Genomic DNA, 20765 nt, shown 5'->3' with positions numbered 1-20765 from the left:
TTTAACTTTGAACTAAAACCATTTCGAAATTATTTTCGAAGTGGTTTTTTGCTTAAATAATTTAGTCATAAAAAGAGCTCCTAATAGACAGGCTATAGGTCTAAATATTAGGGGCTCTTTTACTTTTTACTGGTTATTCGTTAGTTTTTAGTCATCTTCATTAAGGTTTAAGACAGCATCGAAAACACTTTGTGGCAATTTAATATCGCTTTTGACCGCTTGACGCTTGTTTAAACTTTGCCGACGCAATAGTTGTTGCTTTTTAGAAATGCTCCGCTTTTCACCGTTAACAGCTGCATTTTTACGTAGTGGAGGAACGTCCACACGGGCAATTGATTTGTTTTCAACCATTGCTTGAACCGGCATTGGATAGAGACGACGTGGCACAGTGTATTTTAGTTTTTCAACCAGTTTATGGGCAATTTTATCCGCATTTTGGCGTGGCACAATGATGTCGAGTGCATCAACGGCTGCGTAGTTAATCTGAATTTGAATTTTGACCACATCAACAAGTTCGTAATCAAGAAATTCAGTATCTAATGTTGCATATCCATGGGTAATTGACTTTAAGCTATTGAAAAAGTTATAGGCAATTTCCGAAACAGGTAGCTTATAGGTTAATGTTACTAAATCCTGTTGGTTATCGAGATCAACCATTTCACCAAAATGTTGGTCGCAAAGCTTCATTACGGCACCAAGATAACTTTCTGGCGTGGTGATGACTGCTTTAACATAAGACTCAGTCACGTAGTCAATTTCTGAGAAGTCAGGGAATTTAGCTGGATTAGTGATGGTCAGGTATTCTTGCTTTGGATCAGGTGACTTCAAATAGACGTGGTAAGTAGCGTTTGGTGCAGTTGTTAGTACCTCAACGTGGTACTCGTCACGCAAACGTTCCTGAATAATTTGTAAGTGGAAAATTCCCAAGAAGCCGCACCGGAAACCGGCATCAAGAGCCTCTGATTGTTCAGGTGTGTAGTGAAAAGCCGAATCATTAAGTGCGAGCTTGCTGATGGCCTGCTTCAGTGCTTCATAGCTGGTATCGCCTTTAGGGTAAAGTCCAGCGTAAACCATTGACTGTGCTGGCTTAAAGTTAGGAAAAGCTTGTGTTGTTGGATGAGCTGCATCAGTTAGGGTTTCACCTACTTGAACAGCAGCCACGTCCTTTAGACCGGTAACTAAGTACCCAACTTCGCCAGTTTCGAGTTTTTCAACGGGCTTCATGTTAGGTGTAAAAATCCCAACGGCTTGAGCATTAAAGGTTTCGCCTTGACTCATCAATTTCAATTTCTGTTGGGTGGTTAGTTGACCATCAATCATTCTTACTTCAGCTACGATTCCTTGATATGGGTCGTATTGAGAGTCAAAAACGAGTGCCTTGAGCGGAGCTTTGGGGTCGCCAGTTGGAGCAGGAATCTTTTGATAAATTGCTTCTAGAACTTCATGCACATTTTTACCCGTTTTAGCGGAAATTCTCAAAATATCGCAGTCCGCAAATTCGGGGCGAAGTGCGCGAATTTGCTTTTCAGTTGCTGCAACGTCTGCGGATAAACTATCAATTTTGTTGATAACCGGAATAATGGTTAGGTGATGCTTCACTGCCAGTCGCAGGTTGGCGATTGTTTGCGCTTGAACACCTTGAGTGGCGTCTACAAGCAAAATCGCCCCGTCACTAGCGGCAAGACTTTTTGAAACTTCGTAAGAAAAATCAACGTGTCCAGGTGTATCAATCAAATTATATTCATATTCCTGACCATCATCGCCAGGATAAAAGTTACGTACAGAACGCGATTTGACAGTTACACCATGCGCTTGCTCAACTTCCATGCTGTCTAATAATTGGGCACTAAGTTCACGCTCACTCACTGTTTCGGTTTGCTCCATTATTCGATCGGCAAGAGTAGATTTACCGTGATCAATATGAGCAATAATGGCAAAGTTACGAATATTTGCAGTTTTCATTTTCAATTATCTCTCCAATTCTTTTTGCAATCCTTGTAGATAAAACTCGAGCAGTTGGTTTGCTTCTGTTTCTAAATCAATTTGAAATTCTTTAAAATCGACTGGAAGTTGGTCATGATGAAATTCATCAAGATTCATCATATTCATTAAGCCGCTAATAATCGCACTCTGAATTACAAAAATGTGGCTAGCTTTTTTAGCCGCTAATTCTGTAATACTATTTGCAATTGTCTGACCAAGTTCTTGACTGATTTGATAGAGAGCAGCTCTTCCGGTAAGCGTTTGTTCACGGTCAGCAGCTGCTTCCAAGATGGGTGCGCGCAGTGCATTAAGCCGCAATAAATCAGACTTTTCGTGAATTAAATAGTGATTTTGCTTTAATAAAAAGGCAGTTAATTGGCCCCAGGTAGTAATTTGGGGACCATTTTGCCAGTCGAATAAGACTTCTGTTAAATAGTTTTGGTAGCCGGATAAAAGAAGGTACATAAAAATATTTTCTTTGGTTTTAAAGTAGTTAAATAATGTACCTTTGGCTACGCCAGATTCATTGGCAATTTGTGCCATTGAGATTTCGGTAAAATCATGTTCTTGAAAAAGCTTGCTCGCAGCTGCTGCAATTATCTGCTTTTTGGCTTGCTTTTCTTCAGGAGTTAAGACGTGCATAATTGCCTCCTTTTTAATAATGACCAACGGTCATTTTACAAGTCGGTCGAAATTTTGGCAAGCAAAAATACCCATTAAAAGTCAAAAAATAAAAATTAAAAAGCGCTTGACTTAAAGTACACTTGAAGGGATATCGTAAAGTTGTCAAAAAAAATAAGTTAAATAGGAGTAATGATGACTGCAAAAGAACATTATCGTATTGGTCAATTCAGTGAATTGACGCATTTGACACCATCGACTTTACGCTACTATGAGCAAGAAGAATTACTTGTTCCCAAAAGAGATAAAGCTGGGCAACGTTACTATATAGATGATGACCTCAGCTGGCTTGAGTTTGTTTTACATCTAAAAGGTACTGGAATGACAATTCCGCAGTTAAAAGAGTACATCCAGCTGCGTGCCCAAGGGGATGCAACTATTCCACAGCGACTAGCTTTGTTAAAAGAAGTTCAAACTAGTGCTGAGGAAAGATTGCTAGAGCTGAAGAGCAGTATGAAAGTGCTTGGACAAAAAATCGACTGGTACCAGTCAAAGCAGGATCACAGCATTGCTGACGACGAAACTTTTGCAGCTTATCTAAAACAGATTGGAGAGACCAAGAATGACAAATAATGAAGAAAGCGTCAAAAAAGGTTTGTTTCCTTTAGGCGAAAAGAATGAAGCATATCAAAAATATTTCATTGGTCAAAGTTACTTAGAGAATTTAGTTGCAGATCCTGCATTAAATGTTGGTGTTTCAAATGTTAGTTTTGAGCCAGGATGCCGTAACAATTGGCATAAGCACAACAATGGTTTCCAGATTTTAATTGCAACAGCGGGCGAAGGCTGGTATCAAGAGGAGAATAAGCCAGTGCAGAAATTACATCCTGGAGATGTAGTGGTAGTTCATGATGGTGTCAAGCATTGGCACGGTGCTACTAAAGATAGTTGGTTTGCGCACCTTGCAGTTACAGCGGGAACGCCAGAGTGGCTAGAACCCGTAACAGATGAATATTATCAAGGATTGGAGAACTAATTATGAAAAAGCAAACAGCAGGCCATGATAATTTAGGCAAATTTGCTCCTAAATTTGCAGAATTAAATGATGATGTTTTATTTGGTGAAGTTTGGTCTCGTGAAAAGCAGTTGCCAGCACGTGATCGTAGCTTGATTACTTGTGCTGCTTTGATGGCAAAAGGGGCATATCCACAATTAAAATCGCACATGGCTATTGCAAAGACTAATGGCGTGACTAAAGAAGAAATGGTGGAACTGATTACTCATTTAGCCTTTTATTGTGGATGGCCTAATGCATGGACTGCCTTTGATTTAGCTAAAGAAGTTTATGGTGAATAGTTATCAAAAGTATCTCTAATTAAGGCGTAAAAATTCCGTTTTAATCATTTCAATCCCGGCTATATAAATGTTAGAATTGGCTTAATCGCTTATAGCTAGGAGAGACGAATATGACAAAGAAAATTCTGATTTTGCATACTGGTGGGACTATTTCAATGTCTGAAGATGCAGATGGCAATATTAAACCGAATGACCAAAATCCACTTGCTACCATTCAGCTAGAGAATAAAGGCGAAGTTGAATTAGTAACGGAAGAAATTTTTAATGTACCGTCACCGCATATGACACCCCAAAGAATGCTTGAACTTTCTTTACGAATTCGTCGTGCCGAAGCAGAAGGCTTTTTTGGTGCAGTTGTTACCCATGGTACCGATACGCTTGAAGAAACAGCAATCTTTTTAGATTTAACTATTTCAAGTAAAATGCCAGTTGTGGTAACTGGTGCAATGCGCTCGTCTAATGAAGTGGGTAGTGACGGTTTATATAACTTTAGAACTGCAATCACAGTTGCTAGTTCACCTGAATCCGTGGGTAAGGGTGTAGTAGTGGTAATGAACGATGAGATTCATTCAGCCCGCTATGTGACAAAAACCCACACCACCAATGTTGCGACTTTCCGGACACCAACTTTTGGTCCAATTGGAATTGTTTCCGAAGGGCATGTTAATTATGTTCAAACGATTAAACCACAAGCGCATGAACCAATTGATCATGTTGTCTCAAATGTTTATTTGGTTAAAGCATATGCTGGAATGGGTACCGAGCTACTCCACGCATTAAACAAGCCGGAAACTAACGGCATTGTGATTGAAGCTTTGGGTGCCGGAAACATGCCACCAGAGACTTTGCCTGAGCTGCAATCTTTAATTGACCACAATATCCCGCTAGTCTTAGTATCACGCTGCTTCAACGGAATTGCTGAACCAGTTTACGACTACGAGGGCGGCGGCGTTAACCTTGCTAAAATGGGTATCATTTTCTGTCGTGGATTAACTGGACCAAAAGCTAGAATCAAGTTGCTAGTTGGTCTTAGCGCTGGACTTAAAGGTGAGGAATTAAAGAAATATCTCAATAACTAACATTGATTTTCACATAGATGAATATAAAAATATCTCGGTAAAAAGAAGGAAGATAACTTCCTTCTTTTTTGCATAGTCATAAATTGAAAATATAAATACAATTTATGACAAAATTTCTGATTTAAGCTCATTAAAAAGAGTCTATGTGATTTATGGAACAAATGACAAAAGTGTTTTTTTGTTTAAATAATTAGGACAACTTTTTAAAATTAATCATTCCAAAAGTAATATTAGTGATAAAATTAACTTATTAGTGAAAGTGATTACAAAAAAGAAGAAGGATAGAATCATGATTTATCAAAAAGATACTAAATGGGATGCTAATTACGATGTTGTTGTACTAGGCTTTGGTGGTGCTGGTGCAACTGCTGCTCGTTTTGCAGCTGATAGTGGCTCAAAAGTACTGCTTGTTGATGCAGCACCAGAAGGTCATGAAGGAGGCAACACACGTTATTCAGCCCAGTTAATCGGAACTGGTAATGATTTTGATGAGTTAAAGAAGTACTACAAAAACTTGACTGCACCAATGTCACTTGATGAAGAGATGATCGATACTTACGTTAAAGGGATGGTTAACACACCAAACTACGTCACAAAATATTTGGGTGTAAAACCATGCAGTGCAAAACAATACGCACCTGAACGTTTACATCATGCCTACGAAGAATTTCCTGAATTTGAAGGATCAGAATCCTATGATTTCACAACTGTTCGCGAATCTTGGTTTGACGCAGCCTTATGGAAAATCCTAAGAGCAAAAGTAGTTGAACGTAAGGATAACATTGATGTTATGTACAGCACACCTGCCAAGGAACTGATTCAAGACCCTGAGACTCGTAAGATTGAGGGAGTTTTGATTGAACGCGAAGGCAAACTGCTTAAGGTTCAAGCTAAAAACGGTGTGGTAATGACAACCGGTGGTTTTGAAAATAACCAAACCATGGTTGAAGACTATCTTGGCGCTAAGAGATTAGCACCTTTAGGTACTCTTTACAATAAGGGTGACGGTATTAAGATGGCTGAACAAGTTGGTGCAGACTTCTGGCACATGCACAACTTTGAATCACTTGGCTTACTTCACGGAATGGCTTTTGCAGTACCAAAGGGTGAACGTGGTCGTTTGATGCTTGGTGCACAAAATATTGCTGTTGCTCATGGTAGTTCATTTGTTATTGGGGATGATGGTACAAGATACTTCGATGAAGCTGAAGAAAACCGTCATGGTCACATTAAGAACCATGGCCAATGGAAAGTGCCAATCAATCAGGAACACCCATACCTAATTTTTGATGAAGCTAAAAAGGCAGAATTGGATGCAGACCCAATTATTGGTAGTTATCCAGTATACAAGGAAAATGTAGTTAAGGCCGACTCTGTAGAAGAACTAGCAGATGAGATTAAGGTAGATCCTGCTATTTTGAAAGATTCATTGGAACGCTTCAACAAGGCTGCTCAAACTGGTGATGATCCTGAGTTCCGTCGTGATCCAAAGACCATGCGTGTGTTTGCTGATGGCCCAATTTATGCTATTCAAATGGAGCAGACAATGCTTAACACCCAGGGTGGTGCAAGAAGAAATGCTCAAGCTGAAATCTTAGATACTAAGGGTCAACCAATTCCTCACCTATATTCAGCTGGTGAATTTGGTGGTATTTGTGCAAACCAATATCAAGGTGGTAACAACATTGCTGAGTGTTTGATTTGGGGTAAGATTGCTGGTGAAAATGCTGCTAAGGCTAAAGACGATGTTGCTGTTGATGCAGCAACTGGTGCTTCTAGTCATGATGTTCACTTAACTTCTGACCTTAACCATGAAACTTTTGAAACTGGCAAAGATCAATACATTGGTAGAACCAATGGTGGTATGGGTGGTGAAATCGTCGTTCGTGTTACTGCAGACAAGGACAAGAACTTGAAGAAGATTGAAGTTCTAAAGCAAGCAGAATCCGAAGACTACGGCTTAAAAGCCGTTAAGACATTGCCTGAAGAAATGGTTAAGCAAAATAAAGTTGATGTTGATGCAGTTTCTGGTGCTTCAAGCACAAGCCGCGGACTAAAAGATGCGGTTAATGACGCATTAAGTAAAATCGATAAATAAACTTAATTAATACGTATTAAAAGACCAGTTCTTATATTTTAGAGCTGGTCTTTTTGCTTCTGACTAATCTAGAATGTTTTTAAAAATTTTTAGCTGATAATTCAGCTGAATTACTGTTTTAAACAAAGTGAGGCGTTCAACGCCGATAATTTTACAGCTAAATTTCAAACCTTCTTGCAAAAATAATTTTGTGTAGTATACTACACAAATGAATTGAGGAAAATTATGAACGTATATTTAAACCGAATTGGTCCTAAAATCAAAGCTGCGAATACGCTAATTGAAAAACAACTAAATAATCAGTTTGGAGAAATGTTCAAGGAATATTCTTTAACTGGTGCACAGATATCGCTAATGGTTTTTCTGTATGAGGCCAAAGATAGAACAGTGACGCAAAAAGAAATAGCGGATATGTTTGTGCTAAGTCATCCAACAATCAGAGGAATTGTGCGACGCTTGGAAGAAAATGGTCTAATTTATACAACCCACCTTGAAACTGATCAACGTCAAATAGTTTTGCAATTATCTGACAAGGGCTTTGCTCTTGTTGATAAGAACATCACCAAAATTCATGCAATTCTTGATAACACTAATGCACAAATCACACAAGGTTCATCAGTTGTTGAAGTCGAGCAATTTGAAGCTTTTCTCGATCAAATAATTGAAGGTTTTAAATAAATTCATGCTTTATTTCTGTCAAATGTAGCTTGCTACATATTTTAAAAGGGAGAAAAAATGGAAAAAGAAGTGAAAGAAATTTCTGGTAAAAAAAGAGTGCTGATGATGGCTGTACTGCTGTTCGGTGCCTTTGTTTCATTATTGGCTGAAACTTTTTTAAATAATGCATTACCGTCAATCATGAAGTCGTTTAACGTGGGACAGGCAACAGCTCAATGGTTAACCACGGCATATTTATTGGTAGTTGGGTTAATGATTCCAATTTCAGCTTGGATTTTTGAGTCATTTAGTCTCAAAAACAATTTTTTAACTATGATGGCAATCTTTTTTGCTGGCTCGTTAGTTTGTCTGTTTGCGCCAAATTTTGAAGCTTTGCTATTAGGGCGCATTATTGAAGCTATTGCCGCGGGAGGACTGATGCCATTTATTCAAAATGTCATTTTAATTCTGTTTCCACCAGAAAAGCGTGGAATGGCGATGGGAATCACTGGATTGGTAATTGGTTTTGGACCGGCTGTTGGACCAACCATTTCAGGCTTGATTTTGAAATACGCAGAATGGCAAATGCTATTTATAATTTTAAGCTTTGCCAGTGCTTTAGTATGTGTACTTGCCTTTTTTACAATTCAAAATATCACTGTTGCTCATTTAAGCTCAGTCGATGTGGTTTCTTTTCTGGAATCAATTGTAGGATTTGGGTTGATCTTGTATGCACTGTCAGAAATAGGTAATACTGGTAAAATCACCGTAACTTTAACTTTGATTTTTATTATTGGTATTGTGATTATTTGGCTATTTTGTCGTCGCCAGTTGAAGATGTCTAAGCCTTTATTAGATATCAGAGTTTTGAAAAATTCAGGCTTTGATCTCTGTACATTGCTTAGCACAATTAGTAACATTTCAATGGTAGGAATAGAGTTAGTTTTGCCATTGTATTTACAAACAACGCGTGCGGAAACTGCATTAACTTCTGGCTTAGTGATGATGCCTGGAGCCTTAATAATGATTATCTGCAATCCGATTTCAGGTACTTTATATGATAAATTTGGCATTAAAAAACTGTCTTTGTTTGGCTTTGGGATGTTGTTGTTAGGTACTCTACCAATGCTGATTTTCAACACTAAAACAAGTCTAGTTTTAATTAGTTTATGCTATGCGCTAAGAATGATTGGTATTTCTTTTACCATGATGACTACTTTCACTGCTGGAATTAATCAAGTGGATATAAATATGACAGCTCATGCGAATGCTGTTTCATCAACCATTAGACAAATAGGTGGTTCACTTGGGACTGCCTTGGCGATGCTAGTTATAACATTAGGAGCAACTGGCAGCGGTGTAAGCGAAGCAATAAGGTTGGATAATGGCTATCGCTTAGGCTTTATCATGATGTTAATTTTTGCAATTATTGGGTTTGTTTGCTCATTTATTTTGCCGTCTGCGCAAAAAGAATTACGTAAATAGTGAAAAGAAAGCTGTGATGCTAATAGCGTACAGCTTTTTTGTTGTCTTTAAGGTTAGGAGTTAAGAATATGCTGCTTGTTTTTGCATAAAAGTGAGTGATTTTGAGTAAAAATGATTGATTTTGAATGGAAACGCGCATAAAATACTCTTCGGAGGTGAGGGAAGATGCTAACACAGGAACGTCAAAAGCTGATTGAAAACTATGTTAATCAACATGAACTATGTCGTGTTTGCGACTTGTCCAAACTGACGGCAACGTCAGAGTCGACGATTCGGCGAGACCTAATTCGAATGGAAGAAAAAGGTTTAGTTCGGCGAGTTCATGGTGGTGCACAGTCGGTTAAGAAATTTGCTCATGATGTTTCGCAGCATATTCGCTTTACAATGAATCACGATGATAAGGTTCGAATTGCACGCTATGCGGTTGAGCATTACGTGCATGAAAACGATTATCTTTTTATCGATGCAGGTACAACTGCTTATGAAATGGTCCCATTTCTTGCTAATGTAGCAGGTATAACCGTTGTCACTAATGGAATTGAAACAGCTCTAAGTGCTGTTGGACATGGCATTAACACCATGCTTTTAGGTGGCAAGATTAAAGAAGATACTCATGCCGTGATTGGTCAATTTGCGATTGAGCAATTGCAAAGCATGAACTTTGCCGCTAGTTTTATTGGTACTAATGGAATTGATCACAATGGTAATCTGACAACGCCAGATCCAGAGGAAGCAGCCATTAAGAAGCAAGAAATTGCCTGTGCAGATCATACTTACGTTTTGACAGATGAAAGCAAAATTGGTGAACGTAACTTCGCTGTTTTTGGTAATGTCAAAAATCTCACCGTGATCACAAATAAACTTGGGATGCAAAACAAAAAGATTTTACCTGCAAAGGTTAATTTGAAGGAGGCCAAATAATGATATATACGGTAACCGTTAATCCTGCTTTGGATTATGTTATTCAATTAGACAAAGTGGATAGCGGTAATGTTAACCGTAGCAATAATTGCTCATTTCTTGCTGGGGGTAAGGGAATCAACGTTTCCCAAATTCTAAATCAGCTTGAAATTGACAATACTGCTTGGGGCTTTGTCGGTGGTTTTACCGGTAAAGAGTTGGTGCGTCAACTAAATCAACGCCGCATTGTTAATGACTTTGTGACTATTTCAGACGATACACGCGTCAATGTGAAGGTTCATGCACAAGACGAAACCGAGATTAATGCTGCGGGACCAAATATTACAGATCAAGAAATTACTGCTTTCAAGTCACGAATGGGTGATTTACAAAAGGGTGATATTGTGGTCTTAAGTGGATCACTTGCACCAAGTTTGCCAGTAGACTTTTACAAAGAATTATTGCCAGAAATTAAGGAAGCTGGTGCCGAGTTTGTCATTGATACAACCGGTCAGGCACTACTTGACACACTGAGCTACAAGCCATTAGTAATCAAGCCTAACCATCACGAACTTGCTGAGCTGTTCAACACTACCTTTGATTCAGATCAAGATATGCTTGAATGTGCACGTAAGCTACTCGATATGGGAGCGCAAAACGTGATGGTTTCAATGGCTGGCAAAGGCGGTTATTTGATTACCAAAGATCATTTCTATCACGCTAAAGGAGCCGTGGGTACTGCTGTTAATTCAGTCGGTGCTGGTGACTCAATGATTGCTGGTTTTGTTGGAACTTATGTTAAGACCAAAGATCCAGCTGAAAGCTTCCGTATCGGAATGGCATGTGGTGCAGCTACCGCCTTTACCAAGGATATTGCTGTGATGAGTCAGATTGAAGCTGTTTTACCACAGATTAATGTAGAGCAACTATCGTAATTAAGGAGAAGAACTAATGAAAATTAAAGATATTTTAGCTCCTGAATCGATGATTATGTCGCTTAATGCGACTAATAAAGAAGATGCTATTAAGGAAATGGCCGACTTAGAGGTCGAAACCGGCATCGTCAACGATGAAGATGAATTCATCAAATCGATTTGGGCACGGGAGAATGAATCAACAACCGGTATTGGTGACGGAATTGCAATGCCTCACGCGCGCAACAAGTCTATCAATAAGGCACGTGTACTTTTTGCTAAGAGTGCACAGGGAATTGACTACAACTCACTTGATGGTCAACCAGTTAACCTCTTCTTTATGATCACTGCTCCTGATGGGGCAGACAATACTCACCTTGAGGCTTTGGCAAAACTTTCAGGTTTACTAATCAATCCTGATTTAGTTGCTGCACTTAAGGAAGCAAAGAATCCAGAAGAAGTTATTAACTTATTCGAAGAAGCTGAACAAAAGAGCGATGCAGATAAGAAGGCTGAAAAAGAACAAGCTGCTAGTCCTGCTGCTTCAACTGGTGAAGAAAAGCCATTAATTGTTGGTGTTACTGCATGTATTAACGGTATTGCTCATACTTACATGGCTCAAGAAGCTATTATTAAAGCAGGTAAAGCACGCGGTGCGGATGTCCGCATTGAAACTAATGGTTCTGAAGGTGTTAAAGATAAATTGACAGCTGATGAAATTAGTCGTGCTAAAGGTGTCATTATTGCTTCAGACAAGAAAGTGGACATGCCACGTTTTGATGGTAAGCCATTAATCAGTCGTCCAGTTGTCGATGGTATTAACAAGCCAGATGAATTAGTTGAAACAATTTTAGATTCAAAAGCTAGTGTTTACCACTCAGACGGTCAAGCAAGTTCTGAAACAAGTGATGATTCAAAGAAGGGCTTCTGGGGCTCAATTTACCAAAACCTAATGAACGGTGTTTCGCACATGTTACCATTCGTTATCGGTGGTGGTATCTTAATGGCCATTTCCTTCATCGTTGAAAACTTTGCTGGTGGACCAAAATCACCTGCTTTCATTTTCTTAAACAATGCTGGTAACATGGCCTTTGCCTTCATGGTGCCAATCCTATCAGGTTATATTGCTGAATCAATTGGTGACCTGCCTGCCTTAATGCCAGGTTTTGTTGGTGGTTTCATGGCTACCGTTTATAGTGGAGCATACGGCGGTGCTTATGTTGCTAATGTTGTAACTAATGCTAAATCACCAGCCGGTTTCTTAGGCGGGCTTGCTTCCGGTTTTATTGCTGGTTACTTAGTAGTTGGCTTAAAGAAGCTGTTTGCTAAATTGCCAAAATCACTTGAGGGAATGAAGCCGATGCTCATTTACCCAATTTTGAGTTTGCTGCTGATTGCCTTAATTATGTACTACATTATTAATCCAATCTTCAGTGCAGTTAACTTTGCAATTACTAACTTCTTAAACCAAATGGGTACAGGTAACTTAGTAGTCTTAACAACTATTTTGGCTGCAATGATGTCAATTGATATGGGTGGACCTTTCAACAAGGCTGCTTACGTATTTGCATCAGGTGCCTTTGCTAACGACCCTCATTCAACTGTTGCCGCTGTAATGATGGCTGCCGTAATGGTTGGTGGGATGGTTCCACCATTTGCTACTGCAATCGGTACTACCTTCTTCAAGAACAAGTACACTTTGGATGAGCGCCGTGCAGGTTTAACCAACTGGATTTTAGGTTTCTCATTCATTACCGAAGGAGCTATTCCATTCGCTGCTGCAGATGCAGGTCATGTTATTCCTTCATGTATTATTGGTTCTGCTGTCGGTGGTGCTCTAGTTGGCCTATGGCGGATTGGTGTTCCCGCACCTCACGGTGGTCTATGGGTATCACCACTTGCTAACCATATTGTGCTTTACTTTGTAGCCACTATTATTGGTTCAATTGTTGCTGGTGTAATCTTAGGACTATGGAAGAAACCAGTTGACAAGCAAGATCAAAAATAACTAGATAAATTAACCAAGTCCAGTAATGGGGATATTGCCCCTGTAAAAATGAAGAGACATCACACTTTTGAAGTGAGTTGTCTCTTTTTTTGTTATCCAACAGTTACTGCTTTGGGATGGTAATAATGAAAGAAATAATCGGCAAAAAATGAATAGTACATCGAATGAAGAAAAGAAAAAGATAACTAAATGTACTGAGCCTAAAAATTGTCCAGCTTCTGGGCTTTTATGATGAAAGTATATTATAGAGCTCAGTTATTTACTTACTTTAAAAGCGCGCGAAATTTTCGTACGCTTTTTTGTTTACCAGCAACTATTAGAGCTAATTTTGGTTATTATTTGTAAGTAACTTCAATTGCTGTATAATGGTTATTAATAGTAAGTGAAAATACAAATCTACGACTTACTATGTGATAACGGGGTAAAAGCCGATTATTAAATTGAAAGGTTTTTTAACAAGATGAAATTTGAAAAATTGAAGAAATTTTTTGCTGTAACTGTTTTATTTAGCGTGGTAGCGATCACCCTGGGGGCATGTTCGCAAAAGCCACAGAAGAGTAGCAACAAAATTTCGATTATGACAACCACTAACGTTTATGCAGATATTGCGCAAAACGTTGTTGGCAAATATGGTAAAGCAGAAGCTCTCATTAGAAATCCTAGTGCGGATCCGCATGACTTTGAACCAACTACTGATGATGCCAAGGCTCTATCAAGTGCTGATATTGTAGTAGAAAATGGGCTAGGCTACGATAGCTGGATGGATAAACTTGCGTCTTCTGTAGAAAAAGAACCAGTTAAAGTTGGTGAGGACCTAATGGGACGCAAAAAAGGTGATAACCCGCATATCTGGTTTGATTTGAACATGCCAAAAGAGTATGTTAATTACTTAATCAAGCGTCTAAGCAAAAAGGATCCAAAACACGCTGATTACTATCGTGAAAATGGATTGAAGTATTTAGCTAAGATTGACCGAATTAAAAAAGATGCGGCAAAAATAGATCATCAGGTTGATAAGCCAGTTTATGTTAGTGAACCTGTTTTTGATTATGCCTTATCTTCTGTTAATATTAAGGTAGCAAACCAGGACTTTGAAAAAGCAATTCAAAATAATACAGATCCTAGTGCTGCGACCGTTCAAGAAATGACGCATGGAATTGAGAAGCGCAAGATTGCCTTCTTTGTTGATAATGAACAGACTTCTAGTACGACGGTTAATAATTTTATTAAATTGGCAAAAAAGAATAAAATACCAGTTTTAAAGGTTAGAGAAACGATTCCGACTAAGATGACTTACCTTGATTGGATGACTGAAAGTTATCAAAAGTTGGCTGATGTAGCCAAGAAATAGTTGTTACGAGGGAATAAAAAATGAGGAAATTAATTGCTGCTATGGCTGTAGCCGCGGGAATGGCAGTTCCAGCCACGGCGGTTGCAATGGTCCAAAATTCTGTGGTTGTTCAGGCAAGTTCAATTAATGACATGGCTAAACAAAATAGTTATGGAGGCATAACTTACCTTGAGCAAATGCTTAAACAGCAAGGCATAAAATATAACGATTTTTATGCTAGCAATCCTCTGAATTACCGTTATGGCAAGCCTGAGGGTGTGGTTGTTCACGAAACCGCCACGCCGGGCGCTTCCGCATATAATGAAGCAATTTATTTTAACCGTGAGTGGATGAATATCTATTCCTATGTTCATGCTTTTGTGGATAAAACTGGTGTAATCCAGATGACCTCACCAGATCATGGTGTTTGGGGTGCTGGCCCTGTTGCCAACAGTCGTTTTTTCCAGGTTGAACTGTGTGAAGACAATAATTTGGCTGACTTTGCCAAAAGCATCAATAACGATGCAATTTACATTGCTCAAATTATGCGCCAGTATAATCTTGCTCCTGTTAATGCTGTTCATACTGGTAAAGGAACTGTTTGGTCACATGCAGCAGTTTCTAAATTCTTAGGCGGTACTGATCATGGCGACCCAGATGGCTATTTTGCTAAATGGGGCTATTCAATGGATGATTTCTTCGACCTGATTAAATATTATTATGACAACGGGTCAACTGGTTCTACTACACCAACACCGTCAAAACCTGCTACACCACCAAAACCAAAACCAACAACGCCTAAACCGACGCAACAGCCAAAGCCGATTGATACTAAGCTATTGATGCACAATGCTCTAGTTTATGATGGTAATGGTGAAAAAACTAAACAATCTACTAAGAAGGCTGGAACAAAGCTAAGCGTTTATGGTACCAAAACAATTAGAGGCAAAAAGTATTTCCAAATTGGGACAGATCAATATGTTGTCGCAACCAACATTGAAGGAAGATTGCAGCTTTTAACGCATAATGCCTATATTTATGATGGTAATGGCGAACGTTTTGGTACTGGTAAATTCAAACGTGGCAGTTATGTTAGAACATACGGTGGCCGAGTAAAGATAGACGGTCGTAAGTATTATATTATTGATGAAGATCAATACATTAAAGTGGGAAACTTTAAGTAAAAGATATTATTAAGGAGAGAAAATTGTCTGACATTTTAGAAGTGAAAAATCTCTCAATGAGATTTGATAAAAAGACTGTTTTTTCGAACCTCAATTTTAATTTGGAAAAAGGTTCAACAACAGCTCTTTTAGGACCAAACGGTACAGGCAAAACAACCTTAATTAGTATTTTAATGAAAATGCTAGCACCAACAACGGGCTCTTTTAGGTTCGCTGATGGTGTCAGGCTAGGTTATGTACCGCAGTTTCGTAATATTGATGCGGAATATCCACTATCAATCGAGGCTTTTGTTGGTTTAAATGCGCCAACTTTTAAAAAGCGTGAAGTTAAAGAAGCCATCAAGAATCAATTACAGGAAACTAATTTATATGAAATTAGGCATACCAGGATGGGCGAAGCCTCTGGCGGACAGAAGCAGCGCGCTTATTTAGCACAGGCGCTACTTGATCACCCGAACGTAATTATCCTTGATGAGGCAACGGCAAGTCTGGATCCTATGGCTAAAGACGAACTGATGAAGCTAATTAGACATCTAAATGAAAAACATAATATTACTGTTTTATTTGTTACCCATGATGTTGCATTAGCACAAAAATATATGCAGAACTATTTATATTTAATTAATGGGCACATTGAACAAGGTGAAATGGCTCAATTTAAGGAGGCGTATGAATAATGTTTGCTTTTGATTTTATGCGTAATGCCTTCTTGGCCAGTACCTTTATTGCAATAACGTGTGGTACCGTTGGCGTTTATGTAGTTGCCCGTAATTTTAGCTTTTTGGCGCACACATTATCTGAGATTGGTTTCGCAGGTGCAGCTTTTGCTGTGTGGCTTGGGATTGGACCACTTTGGGGGATGCTACTGTTTACATTACTTGGTTCAATTAGTGTTGGCGAATTATCACTTCACAGTGATCAAAAAGAATCATCCATTAGTGCAATTTCGGCACTTTTTACAGGACTAGGAGTGCTATTTTTAGCAATTTCTGGTGCAAACAGTAACTACGCAACTAATATTTTATTTGGAAGTATTGTTGGTGTTGACAAGCAGGGGGTTATCCAGCTGGTAGTCTTGTCAGTAATTGTTTTACTGATGATTTTTAGTATTCAGAGGTCGCTCAACTTTGATTCATTCGACCATATTGGAGCAGTAGCTCACGGAGTAAAAACTGGTTTAGTCAGCGTAATTTTCTTAATTGCACTGGCAATGTCTGTTTCGATTGGTGCGCAAATTGTTGGCTCATTGCTAGTTTTCATTTTGCTCACTTTACCACCCGCAACAGCCAATTATATTGGTAAAACAATTGGCTCAATGATTGCATGGTCTGTTTTCTTTGCTTTAATTGGGGTTTGGCTAGGATTGTATCTTGGCTTTATTACTAATTTACCTGTAACCTTCTTTATTGCAGTGATCGAAGTAGTAATCTATCTTGTTACGTACTTCACCCATTTAATTAAGCGTAGCCTATAAGGAAAATAATGAAGAGGAGTCTACAATGATAGATTCCTCTTTTTGCTTGTGAAAAAGCGAACGCAAAAAGGTTGATATTTACCTTTTTTGTAAATGTCACTAATAACTAAATAAGATTATTCAAGAGCTTTGTCTATATTAGGTAAATCAATATGCGACAAGGCTTTTTTTTGCGGTAAAATATGATAAATGAGAAAATAACCCAAATATATCGTTGTATTCTAATTTTCATATTATTATAATTGCAATAACTATACTAACCTCGGAGGGCAGGAATAATGAAAAAAGCGTGGAAATGGCTTGAAGCGCTTTTGGTAGCAATGATGATGTTGGCGTTAGTGCCACAAACTGTCAATGCTGCCGAAAGCACGCAAGCCCCAAAAGTAACGGATAATTATTTGAAAAAGGTCAAGGAAAAGGGCGAGTTAGTTATGGGAACTAGCCCCGATTTTCCTCCTTATGAATTTGTCCAAAATGTGAATGGCAAATCCAAAGTAATGGGTATGGATGTCGAAGTTGGCCGCAAAATTGCCCGAGACATGGGGGTTAAGCTAGTCATTAAAACGATGGACTTTGATTCATTATTGGTTGCCCTTGAGACAGGTAAAATTGATATGGTCATTTCCGGAATGACCGCGACACCCAAGCGGGCGCAAAGTGTTGACTTTAGCCAAACTTACTATAAAAGCGGTCAGAATCTAATCATTAGAAAGTCCGACAAGGGTAAATTCCATGATTATCGGTCCTTTGGCGGCAAAGCAATCGGTGCACAAACTGGTAGTATGCAAGCTACACTGCTTAAGGAACAAGCTAAAAAGTCTAAAATTAAAACAATGGATAAGACTAATGACCTTATTTTAGGCTTGAAAACTAACAAGTTTGATGCAGTTCTAGTTGATACTGCATCTGCTGCTGCTTTTGCTAAGAATACTGATGGCATAACATCGATACCTTCTGGGCTTAAAATACCTTCTCAAGGTAATGCTGTAGCTTTTCATAAAGGTGCTAAAAGTTTAGTTAAGTCTGCTAATAAATCAATCGATGAAATTAAAGAGAAGAAATTAGTAACCAAAGTATATTTACCTAATGTTGGTAAATATATTGCTAAAGGCAAAACTAAAAAAGAGGTTAAGGCTTCCAACTCGATGTGGGCCTACAAGGACTTCTTTATTGCTGGTGTTGGCTACACGTTATTTATCTCGGCAATTTCAGTTTTCTTCGGTTTTCTTTTAGGAGCAATCCTAGCCTTAATGCGCTTAAGTCACAATAAAATTGCGCACTCAATTGCTACAGCATATATTGAATTCATTCGTGGCACACCATTAATGGTGCAATTATTATTCATTTACTTTGGCTTAGGCCTAGTTATTAATATACCTGCACTTTTATCAGGAATTATTGCAGTCTCACTGAACTCAGCGGCCTACGTTGCTGAAGTAATTCGGTCGGGAATTAGCTCAATTTCTGTTGGACAAACCGAAGCTTCTCGCTCATTGGGACTGTCTAAGACTGCTACAATGCGCTATGTCATCATGCCGCAAGCAATGAAGAATATTTGGCCAGCACTTGGTAATGAATTTGTTTCCCTAATTAAGGAAAGTTCCATTGTATCGGTTATCGGTGTGAAGGATCTGATTTACCAATCAAGAATTGTCCAAGCTGATACTTACCGTGGAGTCATGCCATTAGTAATCACTATGATTTTGTACTTCATCATAACCTTTGGCTTGTCTAGCTTAATGAAAGTTTTTGAAAGGAAAATGAATCATGACTAAAAATGCGCCAGTGCTGAAAGTTGAACACTTGAAGAAAACTTTTGGCAAAAATGAAGTTTTAAAAGACATTAATGCAGAAGTTAAAGATGGCCAGGTTATTTGTTTAGTCGGACCATCAGGAGCTGGTAAGAGTACCTTTTTGCGCTGCCTTAACTTATTGGATCAACCAACTGCAGGCAAAGTGCTGTTTGAAGATAAAGAATTAACTGCTTTAAGCGAAAAACAGCTTGATACCTTGCGTGAAAAAATGGGCATGGTGTTCCAGCAATTCAACTTATTTCCACATATGAACATTATTGAAAATATTAAGCTAGCACCAATGAAAGTTAAAAACGCTAGTGATGAAGAGGCAACTGCTAAAGCTGTTGAACTTTTAAAACAAGTTGGATTAGAAGAAAAGGCGGAAGCTTTTCCGGCTAATTTATCAGGTGGACAACAACAACGTGTAGCGATTGCGCGTGCATTAGCAATGGATCCGGAAGTAATGCTTTTTGATGAACCAACCTCAGCACTAGATCCTGAAATGGTCGGTGAAGTACTTAAGGTTATGCAGGACTTGGCTCAAAAAGGAATGACAATGGTTGTTGTTACCCATGAAATGGGTTTTGCCAAAAACGTTGCCGATGAAGTGTGGTTTATGGCAGATGGTTATATTCAAGAAAAAGCAACGCCACAAGAATTCTTTGAGCAGCCAAAGACTGAACGTGCACAGGACTTTTTAGCTAAGGTACTTGAAGCATAAGAGGGGATAAAGCTGTGGAAAAAGAACGAGCACTTAAAATTTTGACCGATTTAATTGCAATTGATTCGGCTAATGATCATGAAAGCTTAGTTGCAGATTACCTGACAGATCTTTTTAAAGGATATGACGTGGAAATAGAACGTGTATCTTATGCTCCAGGACGTGATAACCTAGTTATTACAATGGGAAGCCATGGCCCCTTGCTTGGCTTTTCAGGACACGAAGATGTTGTTTCCGCAGGAGAATTAGAGAACTGGCAGTATCCGCCTTTTGAAGCGACTGTTCAAGATGGCAAAATCTATGGCCGTGGAACTAGCGACATGAAATCAGGCCTAGCTGCCATGGTTGTAGCCATGCTCGATTTATTAGATAGTGGAAAAGAACTACCAGGTCGAATTAGGTTGTTAGCTTCCGTTGGCGAAGAGACCGGTGAATATGGTGCAGCCCAGCTAGCAAAAGAAGGCTATGCAAACGACTTAGATGGATTAATAGTCGGTGAACCATCCAATTTTGACGTCCGCGTTACGCACAAAGGTGTGATTGACTATTATGTTACTTCTAAAGGTCTTTGTGTTCATTCTTCTACACCTGAAAAGGGCCGCAATGCAATTATGCCATTGGTCACTTTTGCCCAGCGTGTACAGGAACTAATGGATCGTCATGACCAAAAAGATCCAGTCTTAGGTTCGCTTACCCATGTCATTAGTCAGATTCAAGGTGGTAGTCAAATTAACTCGGTCCCTGATAGTGCATGGCTTTCAGGAAATATTCGGACAACGCCACTTTATTCTAATGATCAAATTTATCAGGAATTAGAAGGTTTAATTGCTGAACTCAATAAGCAAGGTGCGGAATTAACAATTCGCTATAGTTTCCCTGAAGTTCCACTACCAAGTCAGGCAGGGACAAAGCTTGCTAAATTGGCTCAGGAAGTTGTTCAAAATGATTTTAATCGTTCCTGTGATTTCACTGCAGGAACTGGTGCAACGGATTCATCAGAATATATTCAGGCTGGCGCTTTTCCAATCATTATTTTGGGACCATCTGATGGTCTAACAGCACATCAGCCGAATGAATTTGTTAAAGTTGATGACTATCTTGTGGGATGTCAGCTTTACCAAGCAATTGCACGGAAATTTTGGCAAGAATATGCTTAAGC

19 protein-coding genes are annotated in these 20765 nt (G+C 38.9%); 17 read left to right on the top strand and 2 right to left on the bottom strand.

Annotated features, from left to right (window positions below):
• Positions 1 to 147: 147 nt before the first annotated feature.
• Positions 148 to 1962 carry a translation elongation factor 4 gene (gene lepA, locus H3R21_RS04550; RefSeq protein WP_198183325.1) on the bottom strand — a complete coding sequence of 605 codons (1815 nt, stop codon included), beginning with the start codon at positions 1960 to 1962 and terminating at the stop codon, positions 148 to 150.
• 6 nt (positions 1963 to 1968) lie between these two features.
• A complete protein-coding gene (locus H3R21_RS04545) occupies positions 1969 to 2625 on the bottom strand; it encodes a TetR/AcrR family transcriptional regulator (protein ID WP_198183323.1) in 657 nt (218 codons plus the stop codon).
• Positions 2626 to 2799: 174 nt separating this feature from the next.
• Between H3R21_RS04545 and H3R21_RS04540 the strand changes: the two genes are divergently transcribed.
• The 17 genes from H3R21_RS04540 to H3R21_RS04460 all read left to right on the top strand — a co-directional run bounded on the left by H3R21_RS04540 (position 2800) and on the right by H3R21_RS04460 (position 20763).
• Positions 2800 to 3237, top strand: coding sequence for a MerR family transcriptional regulator (locus H3R21_RS04540; protein ID WP_198183321.1), 438 nt, complete (start codon positions 2800 to 2802; stop codon positions 3235 to 3237).
• Positions 3227 to 3640, top strand: a complete 414-nt coding sequence (locus H3R21_RS04535; RefSeq protein WP_198183319.1) for a cupin domain-containing protein — start codon at positions 3227 to 3229, stop codon at positions 3638 to 3640. The genes H3R21_RS04540 and H3R21_RS04535 overlap by 11 nt, the downstream gene beginning before the upstream one ends.
• Positions 3640 to 3960, top strand: a complete 321-nt coding sequence (locus H3R21_RS04530; protein WP_198183411.1) for a carboxymuconolactone decarboxylase family protein — start codon at positions 3640 to 3642, stop codon at positions 3958 to 3960. Before H3R21_RS04535 ends, H3R21_RS04530 begins: the two co-directional genes overlap by 1 nt.
• A 110-nt stretch (positions 3961 to 4070) precedes the next feature.
• Positions 4071 to 5039 (top strand): asparaginase, encoded by a 969-nt coding sequence (locus tag H3R21_RS04525; RefSeq protein WP_122036122.1) that lies wholly within the window; start codon positions 4071 to 4073, stop codon positions 5037 to 5039.
• Positions 5040 to 5328: 289 nt separating this feature from the next.
• On the top strand, positions 5329 to 7137 hold the full coding sequence (locus tag H3R21_RS04520) for an FAD-binding protein (RefSeq protein ID WP_198183317.1): 1809 nt from the start codon (positions 5329 to 5331) through the stop codon (positions 7135 to 7137).
• Between the two features lie 225 nt (positions 7138 to 7362).
• Positions 7363 to 7815 (top strand): MarR family winged helix-turn-helix transcriptional regulator, encoded by a 453-nt coding sequence (locus H3R21_RS04515; RefSeq protein WP_198183315.1) that lies wholly within the window; start codon positions 7363 to 7365, stop codon positions 7813 to 7815.
• Positions 7816 to 7872: 57 nt separating this feature from the next.
• Positions 7873 to 9279: an MDR family MFS transporter gene (locus tag H3R21_RS04510; RefSeq protein WP_198183313.1), complete on the top strand. Its 1407-nt coding sequence runs from the start codon at positions 7873 to 7875 to the stop codon at positions 9277 to 9279.
• 165 nt (positions 9280 to 9444) lie between these two features.
• Positions 9445 to 10200 carry a DeoR/GlpR family DNA-binding transcription regulator gene (locus H3R21_RS04505; RefSeq protein WP_198183311.1) on the top strand — a complete coding sequence of 252 codons (756 nt, stop codon included), beginning with the start codon at positions 9445 to 9447 and terminating at the stop codon, positions 10198 to 10200.
• Positions 10200 to 11114, top strand: a complete 915-nt coding sequence (gene pfkB, locus H3R21_RS04500) for a 1-phosphofructokinase (protein WP_198183309.1) — start codon at positions 10200 to 10202, stop codon at positions 11112 to 11114. Before H3R21_RS04505 ends, pfkB begins: the two co-directional genes overlap by 1 nt.
• A 16-nt stretch (positions 11115 to 11130) precedes the next feature.
• Positions 11131 to 13101, top strand: a complete 1971-nt coding sequence (locus tag H3R21_RS04495) for a fructose-specific PTS transporter subunit EIIC (protein ID WP_187158323.1) — start codon at positions 11131 to 11133, stop codon at positions 13099 to 13101.
• 460 nt (positions 13102 to 13561) lie between these two features.
• Positions 13562 to 14452, top strand: coding sequence for a metal ABC transporter solute-binding protein, Zn/Mn family (locus H3R21_RS04490; RefSeq protein ID WP_198183307.1), 891 nt, complete (start codon positions 13562 to 13564; stop codon positions 14450 to 14452).
• Positions 14453 to 14472: 20 nt separating this feature from the next.
• Complete coding sequence (locus H3R21_RS04485; RefSeq protein WP_232352313.1) at positions 14473 to 15615, top strand: SLAP domain-containing protein; 1143 nt, start codon at positions 14473 to 14475, stop codon at positions 15613 to 15615.
• 56 nt (positions 15616 to 15671) lie between these two features.
• A complete protein-coding gene (locus tag H3R21_RS04480; protein WP_198183407.1) occupies positions 15672 to 16292 on the top strand; it encodes a metal ABC transporter ATP-binding protein in 621 nt (206 codons plus the stop codon).
• Positions 16292 to 17089, top strand: coding sequence for a metal ABC transporter permease (locus H3R21_RS04475; protein ID WP_074425878.1), 798 nt, complete (start codon positions 16292 to 16294; stop codon positions 17087 to 17089). Before H3R21_RS04480 ends, H3R21_RS04475 begins: the two co-directional genes overlap by 1 nt.
• Before the next feature lie 278 nt (positions 17090 to 17367).
• Positions 17368 to 18864 (top strand): ABC transporter substrate-binding protein/permease, encoded by a 1497-nt coding sequence (locus H3R21_RS04470; RefSeq protein WP_198183305.1) that lies wholly within the window; start codon positions 17368 to 17370, stop codon positions 18862 to 18864.
• Positions 18857 to 19606, top strand: coding sequence for an amino acid ABC transporter ATP-binding protein (locus H3R21_RS04465; RefSeq protein ID WP_222710197.1), 750 nt, complete (start codon positions 18857 to 18859; stop codon positions 19604 to 19606). The genes H3R21_RS04470 and H3R21_RS04465 overlap by 8 nt, the downstream gene beginning before the upstream one ends.
• Before the next feature lie 14 nt (positions 19607 to 19620).
• Positions 19621 to 20763, top strand: a complete 1143-nt coding sequence (locus H3R21_RS04460; RefSeq protein WP_198183303.1) for an ArgE/DapE family deacylase — start codon at positions 19621 to 19623, stop codon at positions 20761 to 20763.
• Positions 20764 to 20765 lie beyond the last annotated feature (2 nt).

It is taken from the genome of Lactobacillus sp. W8172 (genome assembly GCF_016102055.1).
GTDB classification, from domain to species: domain Bacteria; phylum Bacillota; class Bacilli; order Lactobacillales; family Lactobacillaceae; genus Lactobacillus; species Lactobacillus apis_A.
This window is presented reverse-complemented; position numbering and strand designations above follow the sequence as displayed.

Excerpts from the sequence above, each read along its gene's own strand:
- lepA (WP_198183325.1), bottom strand. The coding sequence starts at position 1,962 with ATGAAAACTGCAAATATTCGTAACTTTGCCATTATTGCTCATATTGAT.
- H3R21_RS04485 (WP_232352313.1), top strand. The coding sequence starts at position 14,473 with ATGAGGAAATTAATTGCTGCTATGGCTGTAGCCGCGGGAATGGCAGTT.
- H3R21_RS04545 (WP_198183323.1), bottom strand. The coding sequence starts at position 2,625 with ATGCACGTCTTAACTCCTGAAGAAAAGCAAGCCAAAAAGCAGATAATT.
- H3R21_RS04515 (WP_198183315.1), top strand. The coding sequence starts at position 7,363 with ATGAACGTATATTTAAACCGAATTGGTCCTAAAATCAAAGCTGCGAAT.
- H3R21_RS04525 (WP_122036122.1), top strand. The coding sequence starts at position 4,071 with ATGACAAAGAAAATTCTGATTTTGCATACTGGTGGGACTATTTCAATG.
- H3R21_RS04535 (WP_198183319.1), top strand. The coding sequence starts at position 3,227 with ATGACAAATAATGAAGAAAGCGTCAAAAAAGGTTTGTTTCCTTTAGGC.
- H3R21_RS04495 (WP_187158323.1), top strand. The coding sequence starts at position 11,131 with ATGAAAATTAAAGATATTTTAGCTCCTGAATCGATGATTATGTCGCTT.
- H3R21_RS04520 (WP_198183317.1), top strand. The coding sequence starts at position 5,329 with ATGATTTATCAAAAAGATACTAAATGGGATGCTAATTACGATGTTGTT.
- H3R21_RS04475 (WP_074425878.1), top strand. The coding sequence starts at position 16,292 with ATGTTTGCTTTTGATTTTATGCGTAATGCCTTCTTGGCCAGTACCTTT.
- H3R21_RS04505 (WP_198183311.1), top strand. The coding sequence starts at position 9,445 with ATGCTAACACAGGAACGTCAAAAGCTGATTGAAAACTATGTTAATCAA.
- pfkB (WP_198183309.1), top strand. The coding sequence starts at position 10,200 with ATGATATATACGGTAACCGTTAATCCTGCTTTGGATTATGTTATTCAA.
- H3R21_RS04480 (WP_198183407.1), top strand. The coding sequence starts at position 15,672 with ATGAGATTTGATAAAAAGACTGTTTTTTCGAACCTCAATTTTAATTTG.
- H3R21_RS04470 (WP_198183305.1), top strand. The coding sequence starts at position 17,368 with ATGAAAAAAGCGTGGAAATGGCTTGAAGCGCTTTTGGTAGCAATGATG.
- H3R21_RS04490 (WP_198183307.1), top strand. The coding sequence starts at position 13,562 with ATGAAATTTGAAAAATTGAAGAAATTTTTTGCTGTAACTGTTTTATTT.
- H3R21_RS04510 (WP_198183313.1), top strand. The coding sequence starts at position 7,873 with ATGGAAAAAGAAGTGAAAGAAATTTCTGGTAAAAAAAGAGTGCTGATG.
- H3R21_RS04540 (WP_198183321.1), top strand. The coding sequence starts at position 2,800 with ATGACTGCAAAAGAACATTATCGTATTGGTCAATTCAGTGAATTGACG.
- H3R21_RS04465 (WP_222710197.1), top strand. The coding sequence starts at position 18,857 with ATGACTAAAAATGCGCCAGTGCTGAAAGTTGAACACTTGAAGAAAACT.